Annotated in this window: 18 protein-coding genes; 7 read left to right on the top strand and 11 right to left on the bottom strand. The window is 65.1% G+C overall.

All coding sequences use genetic code 11. The features are described from left to right. Positions 1–412: 412 nt before the first annotated feature. The 7 genes from D580_RS0105830 to D580_RS0105800 all read left to right on the top strand — a co-directional run bounded on the left by D580_RS0105830 (position 413) and on the right by D580_RS0105800 (position 8,347). Positions 413–982 carry a hypothetical protein gene (locus D580_RS0105830; protein WP_018953493.1) on the top strand — a complete coding sequence of 190 codons (570 nt, stop codon included), beginning with the start codon at positions 413–415 and terminating at the stop codon, positions 980–982. A gap of 134 nt (positions 983–1,116) precedes the next feature. Further along, positions 1,117–2,289 (top strand): cation diffusion facilitator family transporter, encoded by a 1,173-nt coding sequence (locus D580_RS0105825; RefSeq protein WP_018953492.1) that lies wholly within the window; start codon positions 1,117–1,119, stop codon positions 2,287–2,289. Between the two features lie 254 nt (positions 2,290–2,543). Beyond that, the gene (gene glnA, locus D580_RS0105820) at positions 2,544–3,953 is read left to right on the top strand and encodes a glutamate--ammonia ligase (protein ID WP_026289747.1); all 1,410 of its coding nucleotides are present in this window, start codon (positions 2,544–2,546) and stop codon (positions 3,951–3,953) included. A gap of 146 nt (positions 3,954–4,099) precedes the next feature. After that, on the top strand, positions 4,100–4,630 hold the full coding sequence (locus D580_RS15235) for a DUF4124 domain-containing protein (RefSeq protein WP_018953490.1): 531 nt from the start codon (positions 4,100–4,102) through the stop codon (positions 4,628–4,630). A gap of 246 nt (positions 4,631–4,876) precedes the next feature. Beyond that, positions 4,877–5,944, top strand: coding sequence for a nitrogen regulation protein NR(II) (gene glnL / locus D580_RS0105810; RefSeq protein ID WP_018953489.1), 1,068 nt, complete (start codon positions 4,877–4,879; stop codon positions 5,942–5,944). Between the two features lie 169 nt (positions 5,945–6,113). Then, on the top strand, positions 6,114–7,529 hold the full coding sequence (gene ntrC, locus D580_RS0105805; RefSeq protein WP_018953488.1) for a nitrogen regulation protein NR(I): 1,416 nt from the start codon (positions 6,114–6,116) through the stop codon (positions 7,527–7,529). 314 nt (positions 7,530–7,843) lie between these two features. Next, a complete protein-coding gene (locus D580_RS0105800) occupies positions 7,844–8,347 on the top strand; it encodes an REP-associated tyrosine transposase (RefSeq protein ID WP_018953487.1) in 504 nt (167 codons plus the stop codon). 135 nt (positions 8,348–8,482) lie between these two features. Here D580_RS0105800 and D580_RS0105795 read toward each other — a convergent pair whose 3' ends face one another. The 11 genes from D580_RS0105795 to D580_RS0105750 all read right to left on the bottom strand — a co-directional run bounded on the left by D580_RS0105795 (position 8,483) and on the right by D580_RS0105750 (position 20,030). Continuing rightward, positions 8,483–11,278, bottom strand: coding sequence for a DUF6701 domain-containing protein (locus D580_RS0105795; protein ID WP_018953486.1), 2,796 nt, complete (start codon positions 11,276–11,278; stop codon positions 8,483–8,485). 16 nt (positions 11,279–11,294) lie between these two features. Then, positions 11,295–11,690, bottom strand: coding sequence for a hypothetical protein (locus tag D580_RS0105790; protein ID WP_018953485.1), 396 nt, complete (start codon positions 11,688–11,690; stop codon positions 11,295–11,297). Beyond that, on the bottom strand, positions 11,687–12,571 hold the full coding sequence (locus D580_RS0105785; RefSeq protein WP_018953484.1) for a type II secretion system protein: 885 nt from the start codon (positions 12,569–12,571) through the stop codon (positions 11,687–11,689). The genes D580_RS0105790 and D580_RS0105785 overlap by 4 nt, the downstream gene beginning before the upstream one ends. 4 nt (positions 12,572–12,575) lie before the next feature. Further along, the gene (locus D580_RS0105780; protein ID WP_018953483.1) at positions 12,576–13,103 is read right to left on the bottom strand and encodes a prepilin-type N-terminal cleavage/methylation domain-containing protein; all 528 of its coding nucleotides are present in this window, start codon (positions 13,101–13,103) and stop codon (positions 12,576–12,578) included. Continuing rightward, positions 13,093–13,533, bottom strand: a complete 441-nt coding sequence (locus tag D580_RS0105775) for a pilus assembly FimT family protein (RefSeq protein ID WP_018953482.1) — start codon at positions 13,531–13,533, stop codon at positions 13,093–13,095. Before D580_RS0105775 ends, D580_RS0105780 begins: the two co-directional genes overlap by 11 nt. A gap of 43 nt (positions 13,534–13,576) precedes the next feature. Continuing rightward, positions 13,577–13,957: a type IV pilin protein gene (locus D580_RS16965; protein WP_038043226.1), complete on the bottom strand. Its 381-nt coding sequence runs from the start codon at positions 13,955–13,957 to the stop codon at positions 13,577–13,579. A 281-nt stretch (positions 13,958–14,238) separates the two neighbouring features. Next, complete coding sequence (locus D580_RS0105770; protein ID WP_018953481.1) at positions 14,239–14,733, bottom strand: hypothetical protein; 495 nt, start codon at positions 14,731–14,733, stop codon at positions 14,239–14,241. Beyond that, positions 14,730–15,950: a type II secretion system F family protein gene (locus D580_RS0105765; protein WP_018953480.1), complete on the bottom strand. Its 1,221-nt coding sequence runs from the start codon at positions 15,948–15,950 to the stop codon at positions 14,730–14,732. The genes D580_RS0105770 and D580_RS0105765 overlap by 4 nt, the downstream gene beginning before the upstream one ends. A gap of 63 nt (positions 15,951–16,013) precedes the next feature. Continuing rightward, complete coding sequence (locus D580_RS0105760; protein WP_038043233.1) at positions 16,014–17,738, bottom strand: GspE/PulE family protein; 1,725 nt, start codon at positions 17,736–17,738, stop codon at positions 16,014–16,016. 25 nt (positions 17,739–17,763) lie between these two features. Next, positions 17,764–19,131: a tetratricopeptide repeat protein gene (locus D580_RS0105755; RefSeq protein ID WP_018953478.1), complete on the bottom strand. Its 1,368-nt coding sequence runs from the start codon at positions 19,129–19,131 to the stop codon at positions 17,764–17,766. Next, positions 19,128–20,030, bottom strand: a complete 903-nt coding sequence (locus D580_RS0105750) for an ExeA family protein (RefSeq protein WP_018953477.1) — start codon at positions 20,028–20,030, stop codon at positions 19,128–19,130. The genes D580_RS0105755 and D580_RS0105750 overlap by 4 nt, the downstream gene beginning before the upstream one ends. Positions 20,031–20,034: the final 4 nt, after the last annotated feature.

The raw sequence follows: 20,034 nt of genomic DNA, 5'->3' as shown, positions 1-20,034 counted from the left end.
CGGCTGGCGTGGTTGCGCAAAGGGGCTAGTGTCCTGTCTGTTAAATATCTTGTCATTCAGCGCGGCTGCGCGGGCGTGTGGCTAGGCACGCTTGCGCAGGAATGGCCACCCCCATTTCAAGCAAGCGTAACAACGCCACACGCCCGCGCAGCCGCGCCCGCAGGGAGCCTCGCAAAAGCGCCAAGGCAAGGCGCGCACCGCAGCCAATGGCAAGCCCTTGGCAAGGTGCGCAACGCCGCATTGGCGCTTTTGCGAGGCTCTGATTGGCAAGATATTTATCAGACAGGGCACTACAGTATACCGTCCGGGCCGCATCACAGACCAGCCGTCTGCCCGGACGTTGAACCTGGCCCAGTTGATGCTAAGAAAAACAGAGAGGACTTCTTTTGCATCCACGCAACGGGAGGATCGCATGCCTGAACTCATCATGGAGCCCACCCCTGCCGCCCAGTGGCAGCGCCTCGTGCAGGAGGCCGCCGGCCAGGTTCACCAGGAACTGGACGAGACCCTGGAGAGCTACCTGGTCCTGCTCATGATCCGTTTCACCGAAAACCCCGAGACCGGACACCGCATCATGGCCCTGGACTATCTGCACGGACTGCGTGCCGCGCCCCGGGCCCAGGCCGTGGCCCTGCGGGACGTGGGCGATCACTGCCTGCTGTTCTCCGGCCTGTTCAGCCAGCGGGCCCGGCGCCGGCGGGTGAACGTGGGCTACTTCGTGGACATCGGCCGCTCCGCCTACCAGCAGGTGGCCGACCGCCAGCCGGGTGGCTCCCTGAGCGACCTGTTCGGCGCCCTGGCCCACGGCTTCATGGGCCTTTCCGACGTGCTGCGCGCCATGCGCGAACTGGGCGGCGCCCCGGGACTCTCCGCCCTGGAGGCCATGGAATTGTGGCAGGACCACGGCAGCCGCCAGGCCCGCCAGGTGCTGGAAGGCCTCACCGATGCCACCCCCCTGCGCGGGCCTGAGACACGGCAATGAAGTGGCAAGTGGCAAGTGGCAAGTGGCAAGGAAAATTCTGCAACGTATTACCTCTCATCAGGGAGAGGGTCGGAATGGTTTTCCTTGCCACTTGAGACTAGCCACTAGCCACTGTCATCCATCAAACTGGATGGATGACTGACACCTCCGAACTCCTGCCCGGCAAATCCCGCGAGCGCACCATGCGCCGCGTGACGCTCACGGCGGCGTTCACCAACCTCACGCTCTCGGCGGCACAGATCGTCGGCGGCGTGTTCACCCAGTCCCAGGCCCTGATCGCCGACGGCGTGCACACCCTCTCGGACCTGATGAGCGACGGCGTGGTGCTGCTGGCCGGTCGCCAGGCCAACGTGGCGCCCGACAGCGAACACCCCTACGGTCACGGACGCATCGAGACCCTGGCCACCGTGGTCGTCGGCCTGCTGCTGCTGGGCGTGGGCATCGGCATCGGGGTCGATGCCGGGCAGCGCCTGTTCGAACCCGAGCGCCTGCTGAGCCCCGAACCCCTGGCCCTGGCCTTCGCGGTGCTGGCCATCGTGTTCAAGGAGGGGCTGTACCAGTACACCATCCGGGTCGCCCGGCGCATCCGCTCCAACCTGCTCAAGGCCAACGCCTGGCACCACCGCTCCGACGTGGTCTCCTCCATCGTGGTGCTGGTGGGCGTGGGCGGCACCCTGGCCGGCCTGCCCTACCTGGACGCCGTGGCCGCGGTGCTGGTGGCGGCGCTCATCGCCCACATGGGCGGGAAACTGATCTGGGACAGCGCCCGGGAGCTGATCGATACGGGTCTGGCCGAGGAGCGGGTCGAGCGCATCCGCCAGACCATCCTCGCGGTGGAAGGGGTGAAGAACCTGCACATGCTGCGCACCCGGCGCATGGCCGGCACGGCCCTGGCCGATGTACACATCCAGGTGCCTTCCCGGCTGAGCATCTCCGAGGGCCACCAGATCAGCGAGCGTGTGCGCCAGGCAGTCACCGAGGCCATCGACGAGGTCACGGACGTGACCGTGCACATCGACCCCGAGGACGACCAGCACAACCCGCCAGCCCTGGACCTGCCCACACGCACGGATCTGCTCTCCCGGCTCCAGGGGCAGTGGGCGGAGATCCCCGAAACCCGCCAATTGGAGAATGTGGTGCTACATTATCTGGGCGGGCGGGTACACCTGGAGCTTTATCTGCCCCAAAGTGTGGCGCCGGACGCCGAATCTGCCTCAAACCTGACCAGCCGTCTGCGACAGGCCAGCAAGCAGCTTGCGGATGTGGGTGAAGTGGTGGTCTATTTCCGGGGCAACGGATCGCGATAGGCGCACGAGGCACGTCGCCCGACCCTGATGCACCAGAATGGAACGAGCGCTTGGCGATTCGCACCATGATGGTGCGATTTTGTTTCCGCACCGATCCCTGACGCCCCTGCAGCCCTTGCTGCGCCGCCATTGGGCGGATGGCATGGATCATGCCTCATAACAGGGCAGACGGTTCGCCAGGGCACCGATGAAGCACCTGGCGTACCGGTAACAACCATTTCGACCACGTTTATTTACTCCCCGGAGGAGCAGGCATGTCCCCAGCAGATGTGATGAAGATGATCAAGGAAAACGGCGTCAAGTTCATCGACTTCCGTTTTACCGACACCCGTGGCAAGGAGCAGCACGTCTCTGTGCCCGCCCACACCATTGAAGAGGACGTCTTCGAGAGCGGCAAGATGTTCGACGGCTCCTCCATCGCCGGCTGGAAGGGCATCAACGAGTCCGACATGATCCTCATGCCCGACGCCGCCAGCGCCGTCATGGACCCCTTCTTCGACGAGCCCACCCTGATTATCCGTTGCGGCGTCGTGGAACCCGCCACCATGCAGGGCTATGACCGCTGCCCCCGTTCGCTGGCCCAGCGCGCCGAGGCCTACCTGGCCAGCACCGGCATCGCCGACGGCGCCCTGTTCGGCCCCGAAAACGAGTTCTTCGTGTTCGACGACGTGAAGTGGGGCAACGAGATCTCCGGCTCCTTCTTCCGCGTGGACTCCGACGAGGCCTCCTGGAACTCCGAGAAGGTGTTCGAGGGCGGCAACATCGGCCACCGCCCCACCGTCAAGGGCGGCTACTTCCCCGTGCCCCCGGTGGACAGCCTGCAGGACCTGCGTTCCGCCATGTGCCTGGCCCTGGAAGAGATGGGTCTGACCACCGAGGTGCACCACCACGAGGTGGCCACCGCCGGCCAGTGCGAGATCGGCGTCGGCGCCGCCAGCCTGACCCGCAAGGCCGACGAGGTGCAGATCCTCAAGTACGTGGTGCAGAACGTGGCCCACAACTATGGCAAGACCGCCACCTTCATGCCCAAGCCCCTGGTGGGCGACAACGGCAGCGGCATGCACGTGCACATGTCCCTGTCCAAGGGCGGCGTGAACCTGTTCAGCGGTGACCAGTACGGCGGCCTGTCCGAGACCGCCCTGTACTACATCGGCGGCATCATCAAGCACGCCCGCGCCCTGAACGCCTTCACCAACGCCTCCACCAACAGCTACAAGCGTCTGGTGCCCGGTTTCGAGGCCCCGGTGATGCTGGCCTACTCCGCCCGCAACCGTTCCGCCTCCATCCGCATCCCGTTCGTGATGAGCCCCAAGGCCCGCCGCATCGAGGTGCGCTTCCCGGATTCCACCGCCAACCCCTACCTGGCCTTCGCGGCCCTGATGATGGCGGGTATCGACGGCATCCTGAACAAGATCCACCCCGGAGAGGCCATGGACAAGAACCTGTACGACCTGCCCCCCGAAGAGGAGAAGCAGATCCCGCAGGTCTGCCACGCCCTGGATCAGGCCCTCAACGCCCTGGACAAGGACCGCGAGTTCCTCAAGGCCGGCGGCGTGTTCACCGACGACATGATCGACGCCTACATCGCCCTGAAGATGGAAGACGTGACCCGCATCCGCATGACCACCCACCCGGTGGAGTACGACATGTATTACAGCCTCTAAACGAAGCTGAAGGCCCCAAAAAAGAAGGCCCCGCATTGCGGGGCCTTCTTTTTTGGGCAGAGGCAAGCGGCAAGTAAAGGCATTGTTCCTCTTGTCTCTTGCCTCTTGTATCTTGTATCTGGTCCACCACACGCTAGGCTCTAACCATGCGCCTCAAATTTATACCCCTGCTGCTCCTCGCCCTCACGGCGTCCGCTCATGCCGATGTCTACCGCTGGACCGATGCCGAGGGCAACGTGGTGTTCGGCGACAACCCGCCCAAGGGGGTGGAGGCGGAGCGCATACAGCTGCGCCAGCCCATGACCACGCCTGCCATGCCCGAGGCCCGGCAGATCCTGGATCGGGCGCGCGAGACCCGCGATGAGACCCCCGCCACCCCCTACCAGCGCCTGCGCATCGCAAGCCCCGGCGACGACGAGCCGGTGCGTGCCAACGACGGCAACTTCACCATCTCGGTGGAGATCCACCCGGAACTGCGCACCCAGCAAGGACACCGCCTGCGCCTGATCATGGACGGCAGCCCCGTGGGCACCAGCGACCGGCCCAGCTTCGAGATGCGCAACATCGACCGTGGCACCCACCGGATCCAGGTCCAGGTGCTGGACCGCAATGACCAGGTCATCCAGGAGTCCGAGCGGGTCGAGTTCCACCTGCTGCGTCATCATATCCGTCGCTAGCCCGCACCGCGAGATCAAACGCACCTCCGGTGCGCCTCTCTCGTACCAAACATCAGCGCACGCACCGATTTGGTGCAATAATGCATCCGGCCCTGTGATCAGGCACCGTCCTGGCGCCTGACCGCACACGCCTTCTGCTGGCCGGACCCCCGGAAAATCCCGGTCTTCCGCGCCATGCCCCAGGGCTGTGCAGTGATCGCCGGTTTCTGCACCAGGCTGGTTTGCTTTTTGCATGGTGGTCAGCGTATGCCCAAGTCACAGACGCCCTACCCCTACCTGCTGGAAAACCTGACCACCGCCGTGCTGGTGCTGGATGCCCAACTGCATCTCAGCTACATGAACCCGGCGGCGGAAATGCTGTTCGAGATCAGCCTGGGTAGGGTGCAGGGCCAGTCCATGGACGCCCTGGTGCGCGAGGATGCCCAGCTGCGCACCAGCCTGGAGCATTCCCTGCGCACCGGGCACCCGTTTACCGAGCGCGAGCACATACTGCACCCGGTGCACGGCCGCCAGGCCACCGTGGACATGACCGTCACGCCGCTCACCGAGACCCACCAGCCCCGCCAGCTGCTGGTGGAACTGGTGCAGATCGACCGCCAGCTGCGCATCTCCCGGGAGGAGAGCCTGCTCAGCCAGCACGCCGCCACCCGCGCCCTGGTGCGCGGCCTGGCCCACGAGATCAAGAACCCGCTGGGCGGCCTGCGCGGCGCGGCCCAGCTGCTGGAGCGTGAACTGCCGGACAAGGGCCTGCACGAGTACACGCGCATCATCATCGGCGAGGCGGATCGGCTGCAGGCCCTGGTGGACCGCATGCTCGGCCCCAACAACATCCCGCGCAAGAAGCTGCTCAACGTCCACGAGGTGCTGGAACACGTGCGCAGCCTGCTGTCGGTGGAGGCCCCGGAAGGCGTGCGCATCGACTCCGACTACGACCCCAGCATCCCCGAGCTGCTTGCCGACCGCGACCTGATCATCCAGGCGGTGCTCAACATCGCCCGCAACGCCCTGCAGGCGGTGGGCGAGTCCGGGCGCATCGTGCTGCGCACCCGGGTGCTGCGCCAGTACACCGTGGGCCAGGTGCGGCACAAACTGGTCGCCCGCATCCAGATCATCGACAACGGCCCGGGCATCCCCGAGGAGATGCGCGAGCGCATCTTCTACCCCATGGTGTCTGGCCGCGACGGCGGCACCGGCCTCGGCCTGTCCATCGCCCAATCCCTCATCAACCAGCACGGCGGGCTGATCGAATGCAGCTCCCAGCCGGGCAAGACCGTATTTTCGCTGCTGATTCCGCTGGAGACCACGGATGATTAACCTGCATAGCCCACCCCCGTTCTACTGCGGCCGTCGAACTGCTCCCTGTGGCGGGGCGTACTCGCTCCAGCCGACTCGAGGTAGTGAGCACTACACCTTCGCCGACTTCCGCTCCGTTCCCCCCGCCACAGCGGCATTTCGTCACCCTCGCTACGAACAGAGGTGAGCCATGCAGGTTAGTCACGAACACGTCTGGGTCATCGACGACGACCGATCCATTCGCTGGGTCCTGGAACGGGCCCTGGACAAGGCAGGCATCGAGGTCACCTCCTTCGAGACCGCCGGCGCCGCCCTCGATGCCCTGGAGAAGGACACCCCCGACGCGGTGGTGACCGACATCCGCATGCCTGGCATGGACGGCCTGGAACTGCTCGACCGCCTGCACCGGGATCACCCGCAGCTTCCGGTGATCATCATGACCGCCCACTCGGACCTGGAGAGCGCCGTCTCCGCCTACCAGGGGGGCGCCTTCGAGTACCTGCCCAAGCCCTTCGACGTGGACGACGCCGTGGCCCTGGTGCACCGTGCCTGCCAGCTGCACCGGGAGCGGGCACAGCCGGAGGTGGGCCATAACGGCGAGAGCACCGAGATCATCGGCGAGGCGCCGGCCATGCAGGAGGTCTTCCGCGCCATCGGCCGGCTGTCGCGTTCCAACATCACCGTGCTCATCAACGGCGAATCCGGCACCGGCAAGGAACTGGTGGCCCGGGCCCTGCACCGGCACAGCCCGCGGGCGAACATGCCCTTCATCGCGCTCAACACCGCCGCCATCCCCAAGGACCTGCTGGAATCGGAACTGTTCGGCCACGAGAAGGGCGCCTTCACCGGCGCCCAGGCCTCACGCCGCGGCCGCTTCGAGCAGGCCGACGGCGGCACCCTGTTCCTGGACGAGATCGGCGACATGCCCGCGGAGCTGCAGACCCGCCTGCTGCGCGTGCTGGCCGACGGCGAGTTCTACCGGGTGGGCGGCCACACCCCCATCCGGGTGGACGTGCGCATCATCGCCGCCACCCACCAGAACCTGGAACAGCGGGTGCGCGAGGGCCTGTTCCGCGAGGACCTGTTCCACCGCCTCAACGTGATCCGCATCCACGTGCCCTCCCTGCGCGAACGCCGCGAGGACATCCCGCTGCTGCTCAACCATTTCCTGGGCCAGGCGGCCAAGGAACTGAACGTGGAGCGCAAGGTGCTCCTGCCCGAGGTGCGGGATTACCTCTCGAGTCTCGACTGGCCCGGCAACGTGCGCCAGCTGGAGAACACCTGCCGCTGGCTCACGGTCATGGCCTCCGGTCGCGAGGTGCACCTGGACGACCTGCCGCCCGAGTTCCGCGAGCAGCCCGAGACCACCACCGCCATCGGCTGGGAACAGGCCCTGGCCCAGTGGGCCGACCAGGCCCTCGCCCGTGGCGAACACGCCCTGCTGGAACAGGCCATGCCCGCGTTCGAGCGCATCATGATCCGTGCCGCCCTGAAGCGCACCGGCGGCCGTCGCCAGGACGCCGCCAAAATGCTGGGCTGGGGCCGCAACACCCTGACACGCAAGATCAACGAACTGGGCATGGAAGAAGGCAAGGACGAGGCGTAGGCCGGACAGAGCGCAGCGGTGTCCGGCATCTGGCTGCCCGATACCGCTTCGCTTTATCGGGCCTACGGTCGGAACACGATCCTCGTAGGCCGGACAGAGCGCAAGCGGCGTCCGGCATCTGGCTGCCTGTTACCGCTTTGTCTTGCCTATGGCTCCGAGATAGGATTTACGTAGGCCGGACAGAGCGCAGCGGTGTCCGGCTCCCGATGCCCGATACCGCTTCGCTTAATCGGGCCTACGCTCAAACCGCGATCTCGTAGGCCGGTCCGAACGTCAGCGGTGTCCGGCAACCCACGAAGGTTCAAGGAGGAACCATGTCCGACTATCGACGCGTCTATCATTACGGCGGCCTGTACTTCTTCACTGCCGTCACTGCCAACCGGCGCCCCCTCTTCTCCAACGCACAATCCATCGAGATACTGCGCATGGCCTTTCGCTATGTCATGCAGCGGCGCCCCTTCCAACTCGAGGCCATCGTGATTCTGCCTGACCATCTGCATTGCCTGTTGCTATTGCCGGAGACAGACAGCGACTATTCCAACCGTTGGAAAATGCTCAAGGGGTATGTCAGCCGCCGTCTGGGCAACAAAAATGGCCCCATCTGGCAACCACGCTTCTGGGAACACCTGATCCGCGACGATCATGATCGACGGCGCCACATGGACTACATCCACTTCAATCCGGTCAAACATGGGCTTGTCGATGATCCGGCGTCCTGGCCCGCAAGTTCTTTCCGCCGATATCTGGAACGAGGCATTTATCCGACAGGTTGGGGCCGGAGTGAACCCGCGCAGATTGCAGCCATGAACTGCGAATGACTTTGTCGTGTCCCGGGTCGCCCGATACCGCTTTGCTTTATCGGGCCTACGGTCGGAACACGATCCTCGTAGGCCGGACAGAGCGCAAGCGGTGTCCGGCATCAGCCCGCCCGATGACGCCTCTGCCTTTCGGGCCTATGGCAACTCGCGGATGTATATGTGGCGCTCGTTGCCTCCGTATACGCCGAAGGTGGCACGGGCCTCGGGACCACGCAGGGTGCCGTCACCATCCCAGTCAAATGTGAGCCAGGGCAGGTCCGCGCCGTTGGACACGGAGATGTCCGGGGTCACGTCCACGTAGCCCGTATTGCCCGCGCCGGGCGCGTTGAGCCGAACGTCTAGACGCCCGCCCGAAGCCGGGGTGTTCACTACGCTGGCACTCGTGGTGCCGCCGGAGAGCTGGATGTCCAGAGCAATGTCGCTGGCATCGATCGCCGTGCAGTTGTCCTCCGTGTTCAAGCGGAAGGCCCCATCACGGAAATAGGTAGTGTACATGGGCACCGTGAGCGGCAGCAGCTCGGGCCCATGGGCGTTTTGCATCTCCAGCCGCCCCCAGCGTTGCTCGTCGTTGCCGCCCTCGAAGCCGATCGTGAATACGAACGGGTTGCCAGGAAAGGCGACGCCATCAGCATCCACCACCTCGAATTCGACACGCACGGCACCGTTGATCGGGTCCACAGGATCGCCATTTCGGTCATAGGTGAACTCACCGCCGAAGCCCACGGTCACTTCACCCTGACAACCGTTGCACTGAATGGGGTCGTCATGGGTTGCCATCTCCACAAAAACAACACCATCCGGCAACGAGTCTGGCCCCCCGTGACTGTAGTCGGGACTGATGTGTGACAGTCGCCACCACGGTCCATCGTAGTTTTGGGTGATCGCGCCATCTCGATTGCGCGCCGTGATGCGTACCTGGGGCGCGGTGGCATAGGTGAACGGCTGGGACAGATAAGTGAACGTGCCGCAGGCGGGCTGGAAACTGGGTTGGTTCACCAGCGCCACATGGAAATGATCCGGCGTGAAGCGGCCGATGTTCGACGAACACACATCGACACCTACACCCTGAAAAGCGACGCTCGTCTCGAATCGGATGATGCCGACCTCGCCGAAGGAAACTTCGGCGGCTGTCTCACTGGTGCCTTGCGCAAAGACCGCGTCTCCACTGGAGTAGGTAAGGCCTGGATTAATGCCACCCGTTGGCAGCGTCAGATCCACTGCGGGCTGGCCGATGTTCCATGCCGGTACCCAGGCATAAACCCCAGGGTCGCTGAGCATGACAGAGCCACAACCGTCCCAACGCCCATCACCATTACCATCCAGTCCAGGCTGCCAGCGCAGACTCTTGAAGGTTAGATCGAATACTTCGCCGGCCTTCTTGAAGGGATCACCCTCATGATCCGCAGCTGCGGGGTTATCGACCGCCCCCACATAGACCGCAAGGGGCCGCACCACAAACATGTTGCTCGTGTCATAGCTTGGAATGACATCTCCCGTGGGGTTGTTTGACTCATCGAACACAGGGATGTCCAGATCGACACGCAAGGCGTAACGACCCGCATCCATGGACTGAAAACTGAAAGGCGCGGAACCATCACTCCCGAACATCAGGTTCACTGACTCAGGAGCGCCTGAGGATGTTAGGGTCGCTGTAGTTGCCGCCTGGATGATCAGGGTATTGTCCGCAAGCCCATCAGTTGCCACAGGCACCAGATAACTGAACTGCGCCGTGAGCTCTGCGTTTTGCAGGCCGGCGACGCAAGCGCCGGTCTCGTCGTCCGTGCGCACTACACGCACCCTTTGAACCGCCGCATTGTACCCGGTGTTGGATGGTTTGCCGGCGATCTGCTCGGGCACGTCGCTCTTCGTAATGCCGTCGTCACCATCACCGTCAAGGAGGACGCCTACGTCGGCAAACGTGATCTGGCAAGGCGGACCGCCGCTCGTGTTTACGCACTGCGTTTCATTCGTCGCGGCAGGTGCGCTTGCTAAGAGCGTAATGGCACCTCCAGCAAGGTAGCGCAGATGCACCGTGGTTTCACCGGTCACAGGGACAGGATTTTGCGACCACGTCCCTCCCGAAAGACTGGTCGCCAAAGACACATCAACGGGGTCTGTGAACAGCGCCGAGCAATCCGCATCCGCACAGGCCTGCACCGTCACAGGCACCGAGGTACAAGTTAGCCCCTGACCACTGTGCAACAGGCGGATGTGGTGGGGTCCCATGGCGGCGCCGGAATTGAGTACGAAGGACTGCGCCACCCAGTTTGTACTCGTACCGCTTGTGGATACCCTTGAACCGGTCGGCCCGGACTCCCGGGGCTCGTGGGTCACACGGATGGTCGCGCCGTTCGGCCCGGCGCCAATCTGCTGAAAAGACACCGACGTCATGCCTCCCGGTGTCGTGAGAGTGGCCCCCCCATTGGCATTGGCGAACAAGGTGACAAGCTGACCCCCCGCGGGACCGACCGTGAGCGAGGGCGCAGTGACCGTGTTGCCGGAACCCGACTGGTGGCCCTGGCCACCGATGGGGCTCAGTGGGTCAACCCCACGGTAGCTGGCGATTGCACCCGCTATACGCACAAGCCCGGGCGCACCTGGGTCGGGGGTAAGCCCCCAGGTGTATTGTGTTGGCTCACTCTCCTGCGCAACCCTTAGAAAGGTCCGCATCTCAAGTTCGCCACTGATATTGTGCTGGAGCAGCGTCCAACCAGACGCTGTAGACACATTATTCATACGGCGGGTGGTCAACTGCGCAAGCAACACATCACCAGACGCCGTGCCACCTGGTCGGGAAAGCGTGAACCCCGTCCCGGGGTTACCTGTACTGTCCCCTGACGTACCAACCAGGGTGATGGTCGCTCCGGCATTCGCCATCCAGAACAACAGAATCAGGCTGAGCAATAAACGCGGATAAACCAGAGTTTTCATCGGCCGCTGCCTTCCCTCACGGTTGCCCCACGACGCTAATCTGGATCTGCCGACGAACAAGGTTGCCCTGCTCGATGCTGCCCCGGGCCGCCGTGGCGGTCAGACGGTAGACGTTGTATTGCGTGCCCGCCTCGTTCACGTCCCACGATTCACAGCCCAGGCTGACCGTGAGCCCCTCAACGGGGAGCGACGCGGCTACGTTGGCACATCCGCCGGTAAGGGCCTGTGCGGCCGCGACATCCACGCCGCTGCGCGCGGCATAGTGAGCCCGCAGGGCCTCCAGGCCCTGGGCTGTGGTGACACTGCGCCCGGAGAGCAACAGGGCCGAGACGGTCGCCACCGTGAGGATACCGGTGATCAGCAACACCGCCGAGATCAGCGCGAAGCCCTGTTGATGATGTCTGTCTCTCATGGTGTGTTCAGCACGTGTACCTGTTGCAGCAGGGAGACCGTCTCCCCTGCGTCACTGAGGCTCAGCCGTATCGACACCAGACCGTTGCGCGTACCCGCGCCAGGGTCGAAGCGAATATCACATCCTGTGACAAACCGCGCTGCCGTCTCCCCGACACCCAGCTCGGCGCTGGATACCGGCTGGCTGCCCTGAAAGCCGTATCCCTGATGCCGGGTCAACACGCCGGCGACGGGATCACAGACATAACTCACGGGCGAAGACACCAGTTGAAAACGCTGGGCCGGAGACGCGAAGGGAAACCGGTGTGCCGCTGCCAGGGCGATATAGGTGCTGCTGCTGCCCGCTGCATCCACCGGCGCCCGGTTGTCGCTTGCATAGGCGTTGCCCTGCCCGCCCACAGCCGTCAGGTTGTAGACCACCACGGCGCTGCCCGGTACGGGTGCCGAGGGCAGCGGACCCATCACGTCGAAGCCGGTGTCCGTGGTGCCGAAATCCAGGATATCGCCGCTGCCATCCCCAGCCAGGGTCGCGCGGTAACGCCCCCCCGACAGAGTGGGAATGAACTCCAGAACCGTTCGCCCGCCGGCACTCTGGACACGCACACTGTTCGGCAGCGCCGCACGCAACTCTCGGGTCATGAGCATCAGCGCCGAATCGGCCGCCTCCACCAGTTCCGCCCGCCGCTTCATATCGTCGAAGGCGCGAAACGGCTGCACGATGAAGACCGAAGACACGGCCACCAGCGCACCCAGCAGCACGATGACCATGATCATCTCGATCAGGGTGAAACCCCTCTGAAGTGGGAAGGGCGAATTGGGAAGTGCGAAGGACAGACCAGCCCCCCTCTTGCCTCTTGCCTCTTGTCTCTTGTCTCTGCGCATTACTTCAGTACTGCGCCCTGTAGCCGGCCAGTGAGAGATTGATGGGCTGGCTCGTGTGGCTGACCTGTACCTCCACGCGCCGGGCCGCGACGCCACCGAGACTCGTATCAGACACATTCACCGTGACGCGATAGGCAGACAGGCCAGGCAGACCATTGCCCTGCTGGTCCGTCGGTGTTTGCGCGTTGATGCAATCGTAGGCCGCGACACCTTGCCACTGATCCCGGGGGCCTGCGCAATCAGCTGGTCCGTCGTAGGGTCGCAGCAGGGCCTCCTCCAGATAGGACTGCGCGATATAGACCGCCTGGGTCTGAATCATGGGATCGACACTGCGCGCTGCCACGTTGGCCACCAGCAGCATCACACCGCCCACCGCCGCGCCGATGACGACGATGGCGATGATCAGTTCGATGAGCGTAAAACCCCTCTGAAGGGGGAAGTGTGAATTGGGAAGTGGAAATGTAATGCGTCCTTGAAGCGGCCCTTCCTTGCCACTAGCCACTAGCCACTTGCCACTGCCTTTAACCGACATAACCAGCGCCCGAGACCGTGATGGTCCGGTTTTCCACGGCAACACTGCCGCCCGCCGTCCGGCCGAGTGCATCGAAGGTGATCGTCAGCGTCCCAACCGATAAACCGGAAGGCACAACACCCTGATAGGCACCGCTCTGAATGGGTCGCGGCACGGCATGGGTGAATGCGCCCGAGCCGCAGGATTGCCCTGCGGCACCGGCACGCACGAATACACCATAGGCCGCGGGCGTAATCTGAACCTGTACGTCACACCCCGAGGCCAACGCCAGGGCACGGCCGTGACGCAGCGCCGCCTTCAACTCCTGTTCGAAGGCGGCCGCATCCACGGCCGTGCGGTCCATCATGCGCGGCAGGGCAAACACCGAGATGGCCCCGAGCAGCACGATCACCGTGACCAGTTCAATTAGAGTAAACCCTCGGTTGATCATGCCCGGCCACACTGACTATCAATATTTTATTATGAGTTCTATGTTAGAAACCCGCTCTGCTTAGGACTGCTGGTGCTGCGCCTGACTCAGGTGTCGCGACACAGATCTCAAAACTATCTCGCACGATACAAGCATCAGCTGCGCCACCGACTGCCCACCCTTCTGGAGCCGGGCTCAGTACATCAAGCAGGTGTTGTCCTGTGCTTACCCCTAAAGGCACTTCAGTAGTCGCTCCTGCGAGATTTCCGGCAAAGTTAATTGCAACGCCTGCCTGAACGGCACCATATACACCTTCCGCTGAAGCAATTTCAGCTCGGCTCTGCAAATCGATATACCGCGGCAGCGCGATCACCGCCAGCGCACCCAGAATCACGATCACCATGATCAGTTCGATCAGGGTGAAACCACTTTGTCTTGCCTGCATGGTGTTACTCCTCATTTTCAAGTTTGACGTTTGAACTCAACCTTCGAGACGTGTTCCGGAAATCCCCCGTCACTTCACCTCTCCGGGTACTGCACGGTGGACCAGGCCACCGAATCTTACAGCCCAATGTAGGCCCGATATAGCGCACGCGGTATCGGGCGGCCTGCGCCGGACACCGCTAACGCTCTGTCCGGCCTACGAGGATCGCAGCCCGCCGTAGGCACGATGAAACGAAGCGGTATCGGGCAACCTGTCCCGGACACCGCTGCGCTTTGTCCGGCCTACTTCCATGTAAACGGCTCTGCCGCTACCAACCGCACCCCTTGGGGTGATCCATCCCTGGGATGTTCGACCACCTCGACCCGGAACCGCGCTCTCGGCACCCCTTCTACGCCGGATTCGAAGCGCCCCGTATGGGCGACCCGGTATACCAGCAACCCCTGCTGCGCGTCGTAATACCAGCGGCCCTGCGGCACCGCCCCGGCCTCTGCGGGACCCAGCGCCCCCAGGTAGGTGCCGGGCACCTGGGCCAGCCAGTCCATGGGGTTGATCCCGGCCATCTCCGGCACCGTGTCCAGCCGGCCGTTCACCACCCGCTCGGCGAACTCCATGGCCAGGGCGCTGTTGAGCGCCGCCACGGTGCGTTGCATGTTGACCCGCTCCACGTCCGCCTCCAGACGCAGGATCTTGGTCATGGCGAGCCACATCAGCAGCCCGACGACGACCACCACCAGGGCGAACTCCAGCAGCGTCAGACCACGCTCGTGCCGCCTCATCGACCTGCGATCTGGGTCAGGTCCCACATGGGCAGGAAGACCCCCAATGCCAAGATAAAGACGATCACGCCCACTGCCACGACTAGTACCGGCTGGATGGTCTCGCCCAGCCGACGAACGTCATAGTCCACCTCGGTCTCGTAGAACTCGGCCACCTCATCGAGCATCTCGTCCACCTGACCGGTCTCCTCGCCCACGGTGATCATCTGCATCACCAGGGGCGTGAACACGCGTGAGGCCGCGGCGGTACGGGCGATGGTTTCGCCGCGCTCGATGCCTTCGCGCATGCCGCGGATCTTGCCGGCGATGTAGGCGTTGTCCGCCGTGCGCGAGACCACATTGAGGGCCTGCAGCAGGGGCACGCCGGAGCGCGAGGCCATGGCGAAGGCCCGGGCGAAGCGGGCCAATGATGCGCGCAGCACGATGTCACCCACCACCGGGAAACGCAGCTTCTGGCGGTCCCACCACAGACGTCCGTCGTCACGACGGGTCCAGTGACGGAATCCGAACCAGGCCGCGGCCACACCCGCCAGAATCAGCCACCACCAGGCGGACACGAAATTGGACACGGCGATGATCGCGCGGGTGGCCAGGGGCAGGTCCAGGTCGAAGCGTTCGAACACCTGGGCGAATACCGGAATCACGTAGGCCATGAGAATGAAGATGGCGACGCTGATGGCGATCACCACGAACATGGGATAACGCAGCGCGGTGCGGATCTGGTTCACCGTCTGGCGCTCGCGCTCCATGTAGTTGAACACCCGCAGCAGGGCATCATCCAGCCGACCCGAGGCCTCGCCCACCTGCACCATGCTCACGAACAGGGGGCTGAAGATGTCCGGGTGCCGCGCCATGGCGCCGGCGAGATCACGCCCGGATTCCAGGTCGTCCACCACCTCGCGCAGAGCCTTGGACATGCGCTCGTTCTTGCTGGCATCGGCCAGCTGGTTCAGACCCCGGATAATCGGCACGCCGGCCTTGGTGAGGGCGTAGAGTTGGCGCGCCAGCAGGGTGATCTCGCTGCTGGATGGACGCCTCGGCGGCAGGCGGATGGGCATGTTGAGAGAAGCACCGCCGGCGCGCAGAGGCTGGATGTCCACGGGGATGAAGCCGTCGCTGCTCAGCTGGTCGGCGACGGCCATCAGGGTCGGCGCCTCCATCTGGCCGTCAATGGCCTGACCCTGGGCATTGCGGGCGCGGTAGCTGAAACGGGGCATGTCAGTCCGGCCTCCGGGTCACGGCGTCTCGCACGGGGTCAATCGACTGGCGTGGTCCGAACATCAGTGCACCTCCACCTCGGCGGCGAGCCGCATGGCCTCGTCCACGCTGGTGCGGCCTTCCAGGGCGTAGTCCAGGGCCACGCGCATGAGCGGACGATACAGGGGATTGGCACGGGCGGCCCTGGCGAACTCGTCCATGCGGGAACGGCGCAACGCGGTGAGCATGGCCTCGTCCGGCTCCAGGTATTCATGCACGCCGATGCGGCCCCGATAACCGGTGTTGTTGCAATGGGTACAGCCGCGCCCCTGGCGCAGGCGCGAGAAGTCGGCGCCATCGCCCAGCACCGTGCGCATCCAGCTCGCCTGATGCGCATCGGGTACGTGGGCCTCGGCGCAGAACTCGCACACCCGCCGCACCAGACGCTGGGCGATGATGGCGCGCAGCGAGGAGGCCAGCAGGAAACCCTGGGCGCCCATGTCCAGCAGTCGGTCGGCGGTGCTGATGGCATCATTGGTGTGCAGGGTGGAGAGCACCAGGTGGCCGGTCATGGCGGCGCGCAGTCCGATCTCGGCGGTCTCCTGGTCGCGCATCTCGCCCACCAGGATCACGTCCGGGTCCTGTCGCAGGGCGGCGCGCAGCACCGTGGCGAATTCCAGCCCGATGCGCGGGTTCACCTGCACCTGGTTGATGCGCGGCAGTCGGTACTCCACCGGGTCTTCCACGGTGATGATCTTGCGGTCAGGCACGTTGAGTTCCTGCAGCGCGGCGTACAGGGTCGTGGTCTTGCCGCTGCCGGTGGGGCCGGTGACCAGCACCATGCCGCTGGGGTGGCGCAGCACCCGGCGCAGGCGTTTCATCATCTCCTCGGACATCCCCAGGTGGCCGAGCTCCAGCATGCCGCTGGATTGATCCAGCAGTCGCATCACCACCGACTCGCCATGCTGGATGGGCATGGTGGAGAGTCGCACGTCGATGCTCTTGTTCTTGACCTTGATGTTGAAGCGCCCGTCCTGGGGCAGGCGCTTCTCGGAGATGTTCAGGCCCGCCATGAGCTTGAGGCGCAGCACCACCGCGTTGGCGATGCGCTTCTCCTTCATCACCTGTTCCTGCAGCACGCCATCGATACGCTGACGAATGCGAAGGGCGTTCTCGTCGGGCTCGATGTGAATGTCCGAGGCGCCCACCTGCACGGCGTCCTCGAACAGGCTCTGCAGGAGCTTGACTACCGGCGCATCGGTCACCTCGTCGCCGGCACTGAGTTGTGCCACGTCGAAGTCACTCTCCGCCAGTTCCTGACCCAGTTCCTCGGCCAGATCGACGATCTCCTCCGTACGCCGGTAGACGGTGTCGAAGGTCTGCAACAGGTCCGCCTCGCGCACCACCGCCGCCTGCACGGGCCTGCCCAACAGGCGCGTGATCTCGTCCTGGGCGAAGATGTCCGTGGGATCGGCCATGCCCACCAGGTAGCCGTCGTCCTGCTCTGCCAACAGGATGCAGCGGAAACGCCGCGCCGCGGTCTCCGGCAGGCGATGCAGCAGCTCGCTGTTGAATCGATAGTGGCGCAAGTCCACCAGCGGAATGTTGAGCTGGCGGGACAGGAAGTTGAGCAGCGCGTCCTCGGAGATCACGCCCATGTCTATAAGCGTGCGACCCAGCTTGTTGCCGGTGCGCTTCTGGACGGACAGGGCCTCCTCCAGCTGCTGGCCGGAGATGATGCCGTTCTCCACCAGCAGGTCACCCAGCCGGATCTTGCGTCGACCCTCGGATGGTGCGGGCATGCTCATGCCGGAAGTCTCCATGGAGTCTGTTTCATGGCCGACCCTCCAGGGCCAGGATACGGCTCTGGGCGTAGTCCGTCAGACGCGGGTCCACCCCCCCCAGCGCCAGGGCACGCCGGTAGGCCTGGGGTGCACCCGCCGCCGAACCGGCACTCTCCAGGGCAATGCCCAGCCCCACCCACCAGCCGCCCACGTCGTTGCGCGCCGACAGGGCCCGCCGATAGGCGGCCACGGCCGCCTCGGCACGACCCTGTCGCTGGTACAGGGCCGCCAGCGCCGCCAGGGTCTCGGCATCCCCGGCGCCCGCTTCCAGCAGCGCCACCGCCCCGTCCAGATCGTTGCGCCCCGCCATGAGTCGCGCCAGCAGGACCCGGGACTCGGACCGTGCCGGCGCCTCACGCAGGCCCGCTTGCAGCAGGGCCATGGCCTCCTGCTCCCGGGCGTCGCTGGCCAGCAGGGTGGCCAGGGATTCCCGGGCCTCATGCAAATGGGGCGCCCGCTCCAGCACCCGGCGCAACTCGCGCTCGCCGGTGGACAGATCCCCCCGGCGCACGGCCTCCATGGCCTGGGCATAGAGATCCGCGTGGCTGCGCCGGGCCACGGGGTTGGCTGGCTGCGCCGCCACCTGCCTCGGGCGCTGCGGCTCGGCCAGCGTTGGCTCGGTGCGGCTCCCTGCGTAAGCGCGTGTCTCTTCCATGGGATTGGCGCTATCGGCGTGGGCAACTCGCTCCGCCCTGGACGGGGCCATGGCCACGGCCGACTCCGGCGCACGGAACACCAGTGTCAATCGACGGCCGTCAGCATCGCGCTCCAGCGCCACCGTGGAACCGGGCCGTGCGCGGAATTGCAACATCGGCTCGTCTTCATGACTGATGCCAAGCCCGCCCAGGGGACCCGTGGCAGGCGCCACCGGCAGGGCCGGCGCATCCCTCAGTTCGACGCCGGTGAGCGGCAGATAGGCATCATCACCCTCGCGTTGCAGTGCCACCGTCTCGGGTACTGACGCGGAAAAGCGCAGGCTCACGCGCGTCTCGCCGGGCATCTGCTGGGAATCCACACCCACCCATCGGACACGCGGCGTGACAGTGGCTCGTGTTTCCGGCGCCGGCGTCAGCATGGCCACCTGCAAGGCGGGCTCCGAGCCCTGCGCTTGCTGTTCTGGAAGTGTCTCGACCAACGCCAGAGGCTGCACGGATAGGGCATCCTCCCGGCCGGAGGCCGCCACCCAGGCCACGCCCGCGATGCCCACCAAGCCAGCCAGGGCCAGCACCCCGCCCCAGGGAATCCGTCCAGCCCTGCCGGCGCGGGGCACGGGGCGAACATCGCCGGCGATGACCGCCGTCTGTCCCGCGGGCCGGCGACGGTCCAGATCACGGAGCATGTCGTTGATCAGGCTCATGGCAGCCAGGCCCCCAGGGCTGCGGCGGCGGCCCCTAGTCCCACGCTGCCTAGCGCGGCCAGGGCCCAGCCCCGCAGGGATGCCGGCCTGCGGGCGTCTTCGGTGTCCAGGGCGGCACGACGCACGTGTCCCGGGCTGATCTGCGCCGCGCCCTCGCCGTAGGCGGCGAGCAGTGCCTTGTGGGCAAGGATATTCACCAGGCGCGGGATGCCACGGGAGGCCCGATGCAGGGCCGCCAGGGCCCTGCGGCCGAACAGGGATCGATCAGGCACACCCGCCACGGCCAGGCGGTGATGCACATACTGAGTCACGCCGGCGCGGTCCAGGGGCTCGAGCCGGTGGCTGAAGCTGATGCGCTGGCGCAACTGGCGCAGCCGTGACCCGGCCAGGCGTTCGTCCAGTTCAGGCTGCCCGAACAGCACCACCTGCAGGAGCTTGTGGCGCTCGGTTTCCAGGTTGGTGAGCAGGCGCAGGGCCTCCAGGCTCTCGTCGGGCAGGGCCTGGGCTTCGTCCAGCAGCACCACCACCCGCCGACCCGCTGCGGCCAGGTGCAGCAGATGTTCCTGGATGCGCTCCAGCACCCGGTGCTGTCCCAGGTTGCGGGGCAGGTCCAGGCCCAGCTCCCGGGCCAGGGCGGCGCGCAGTCCGTTGCCGGTCAGGCAGGGGTTGGGCAGATAGGCGGTCACGTGAGTCGCCTCCAGCGCCTCCATCAGCATGCGGCACAGGAGGGTCTTGCCCGTGCCCACCTCGCCGGTGACCTTGACGAAACCCTCCCCGGCGCGCAGTGCCAGCACGAGTACGTTGAGCGCCTCCCGATGGGCCCGGTAATCGAAATAGAAGGCCGTGTCCGGCGTGAGCCGGAAGGGTTCATCCCGAAGACCGAAGTGACTGGCGTACATGGCC

This window comes from Thioalkalivibrio sulfidiphilus (assembly GCF_000377945.1).
GTDB classification, from domain to species: domain Bacteria; phylum Pseudomonadota; class Gammaproteobacteria; order Ectothiorhodospirales; family Ectothiorhodospiraceae; genus Thioalkalivibrio_A; species Thioalkalivibrio_A sulfidiphilus_A.
Note: the sequence above shows the minus strand (reverse complement) of the source record. Positions and strands in the feature narration are given on the sequence as shown.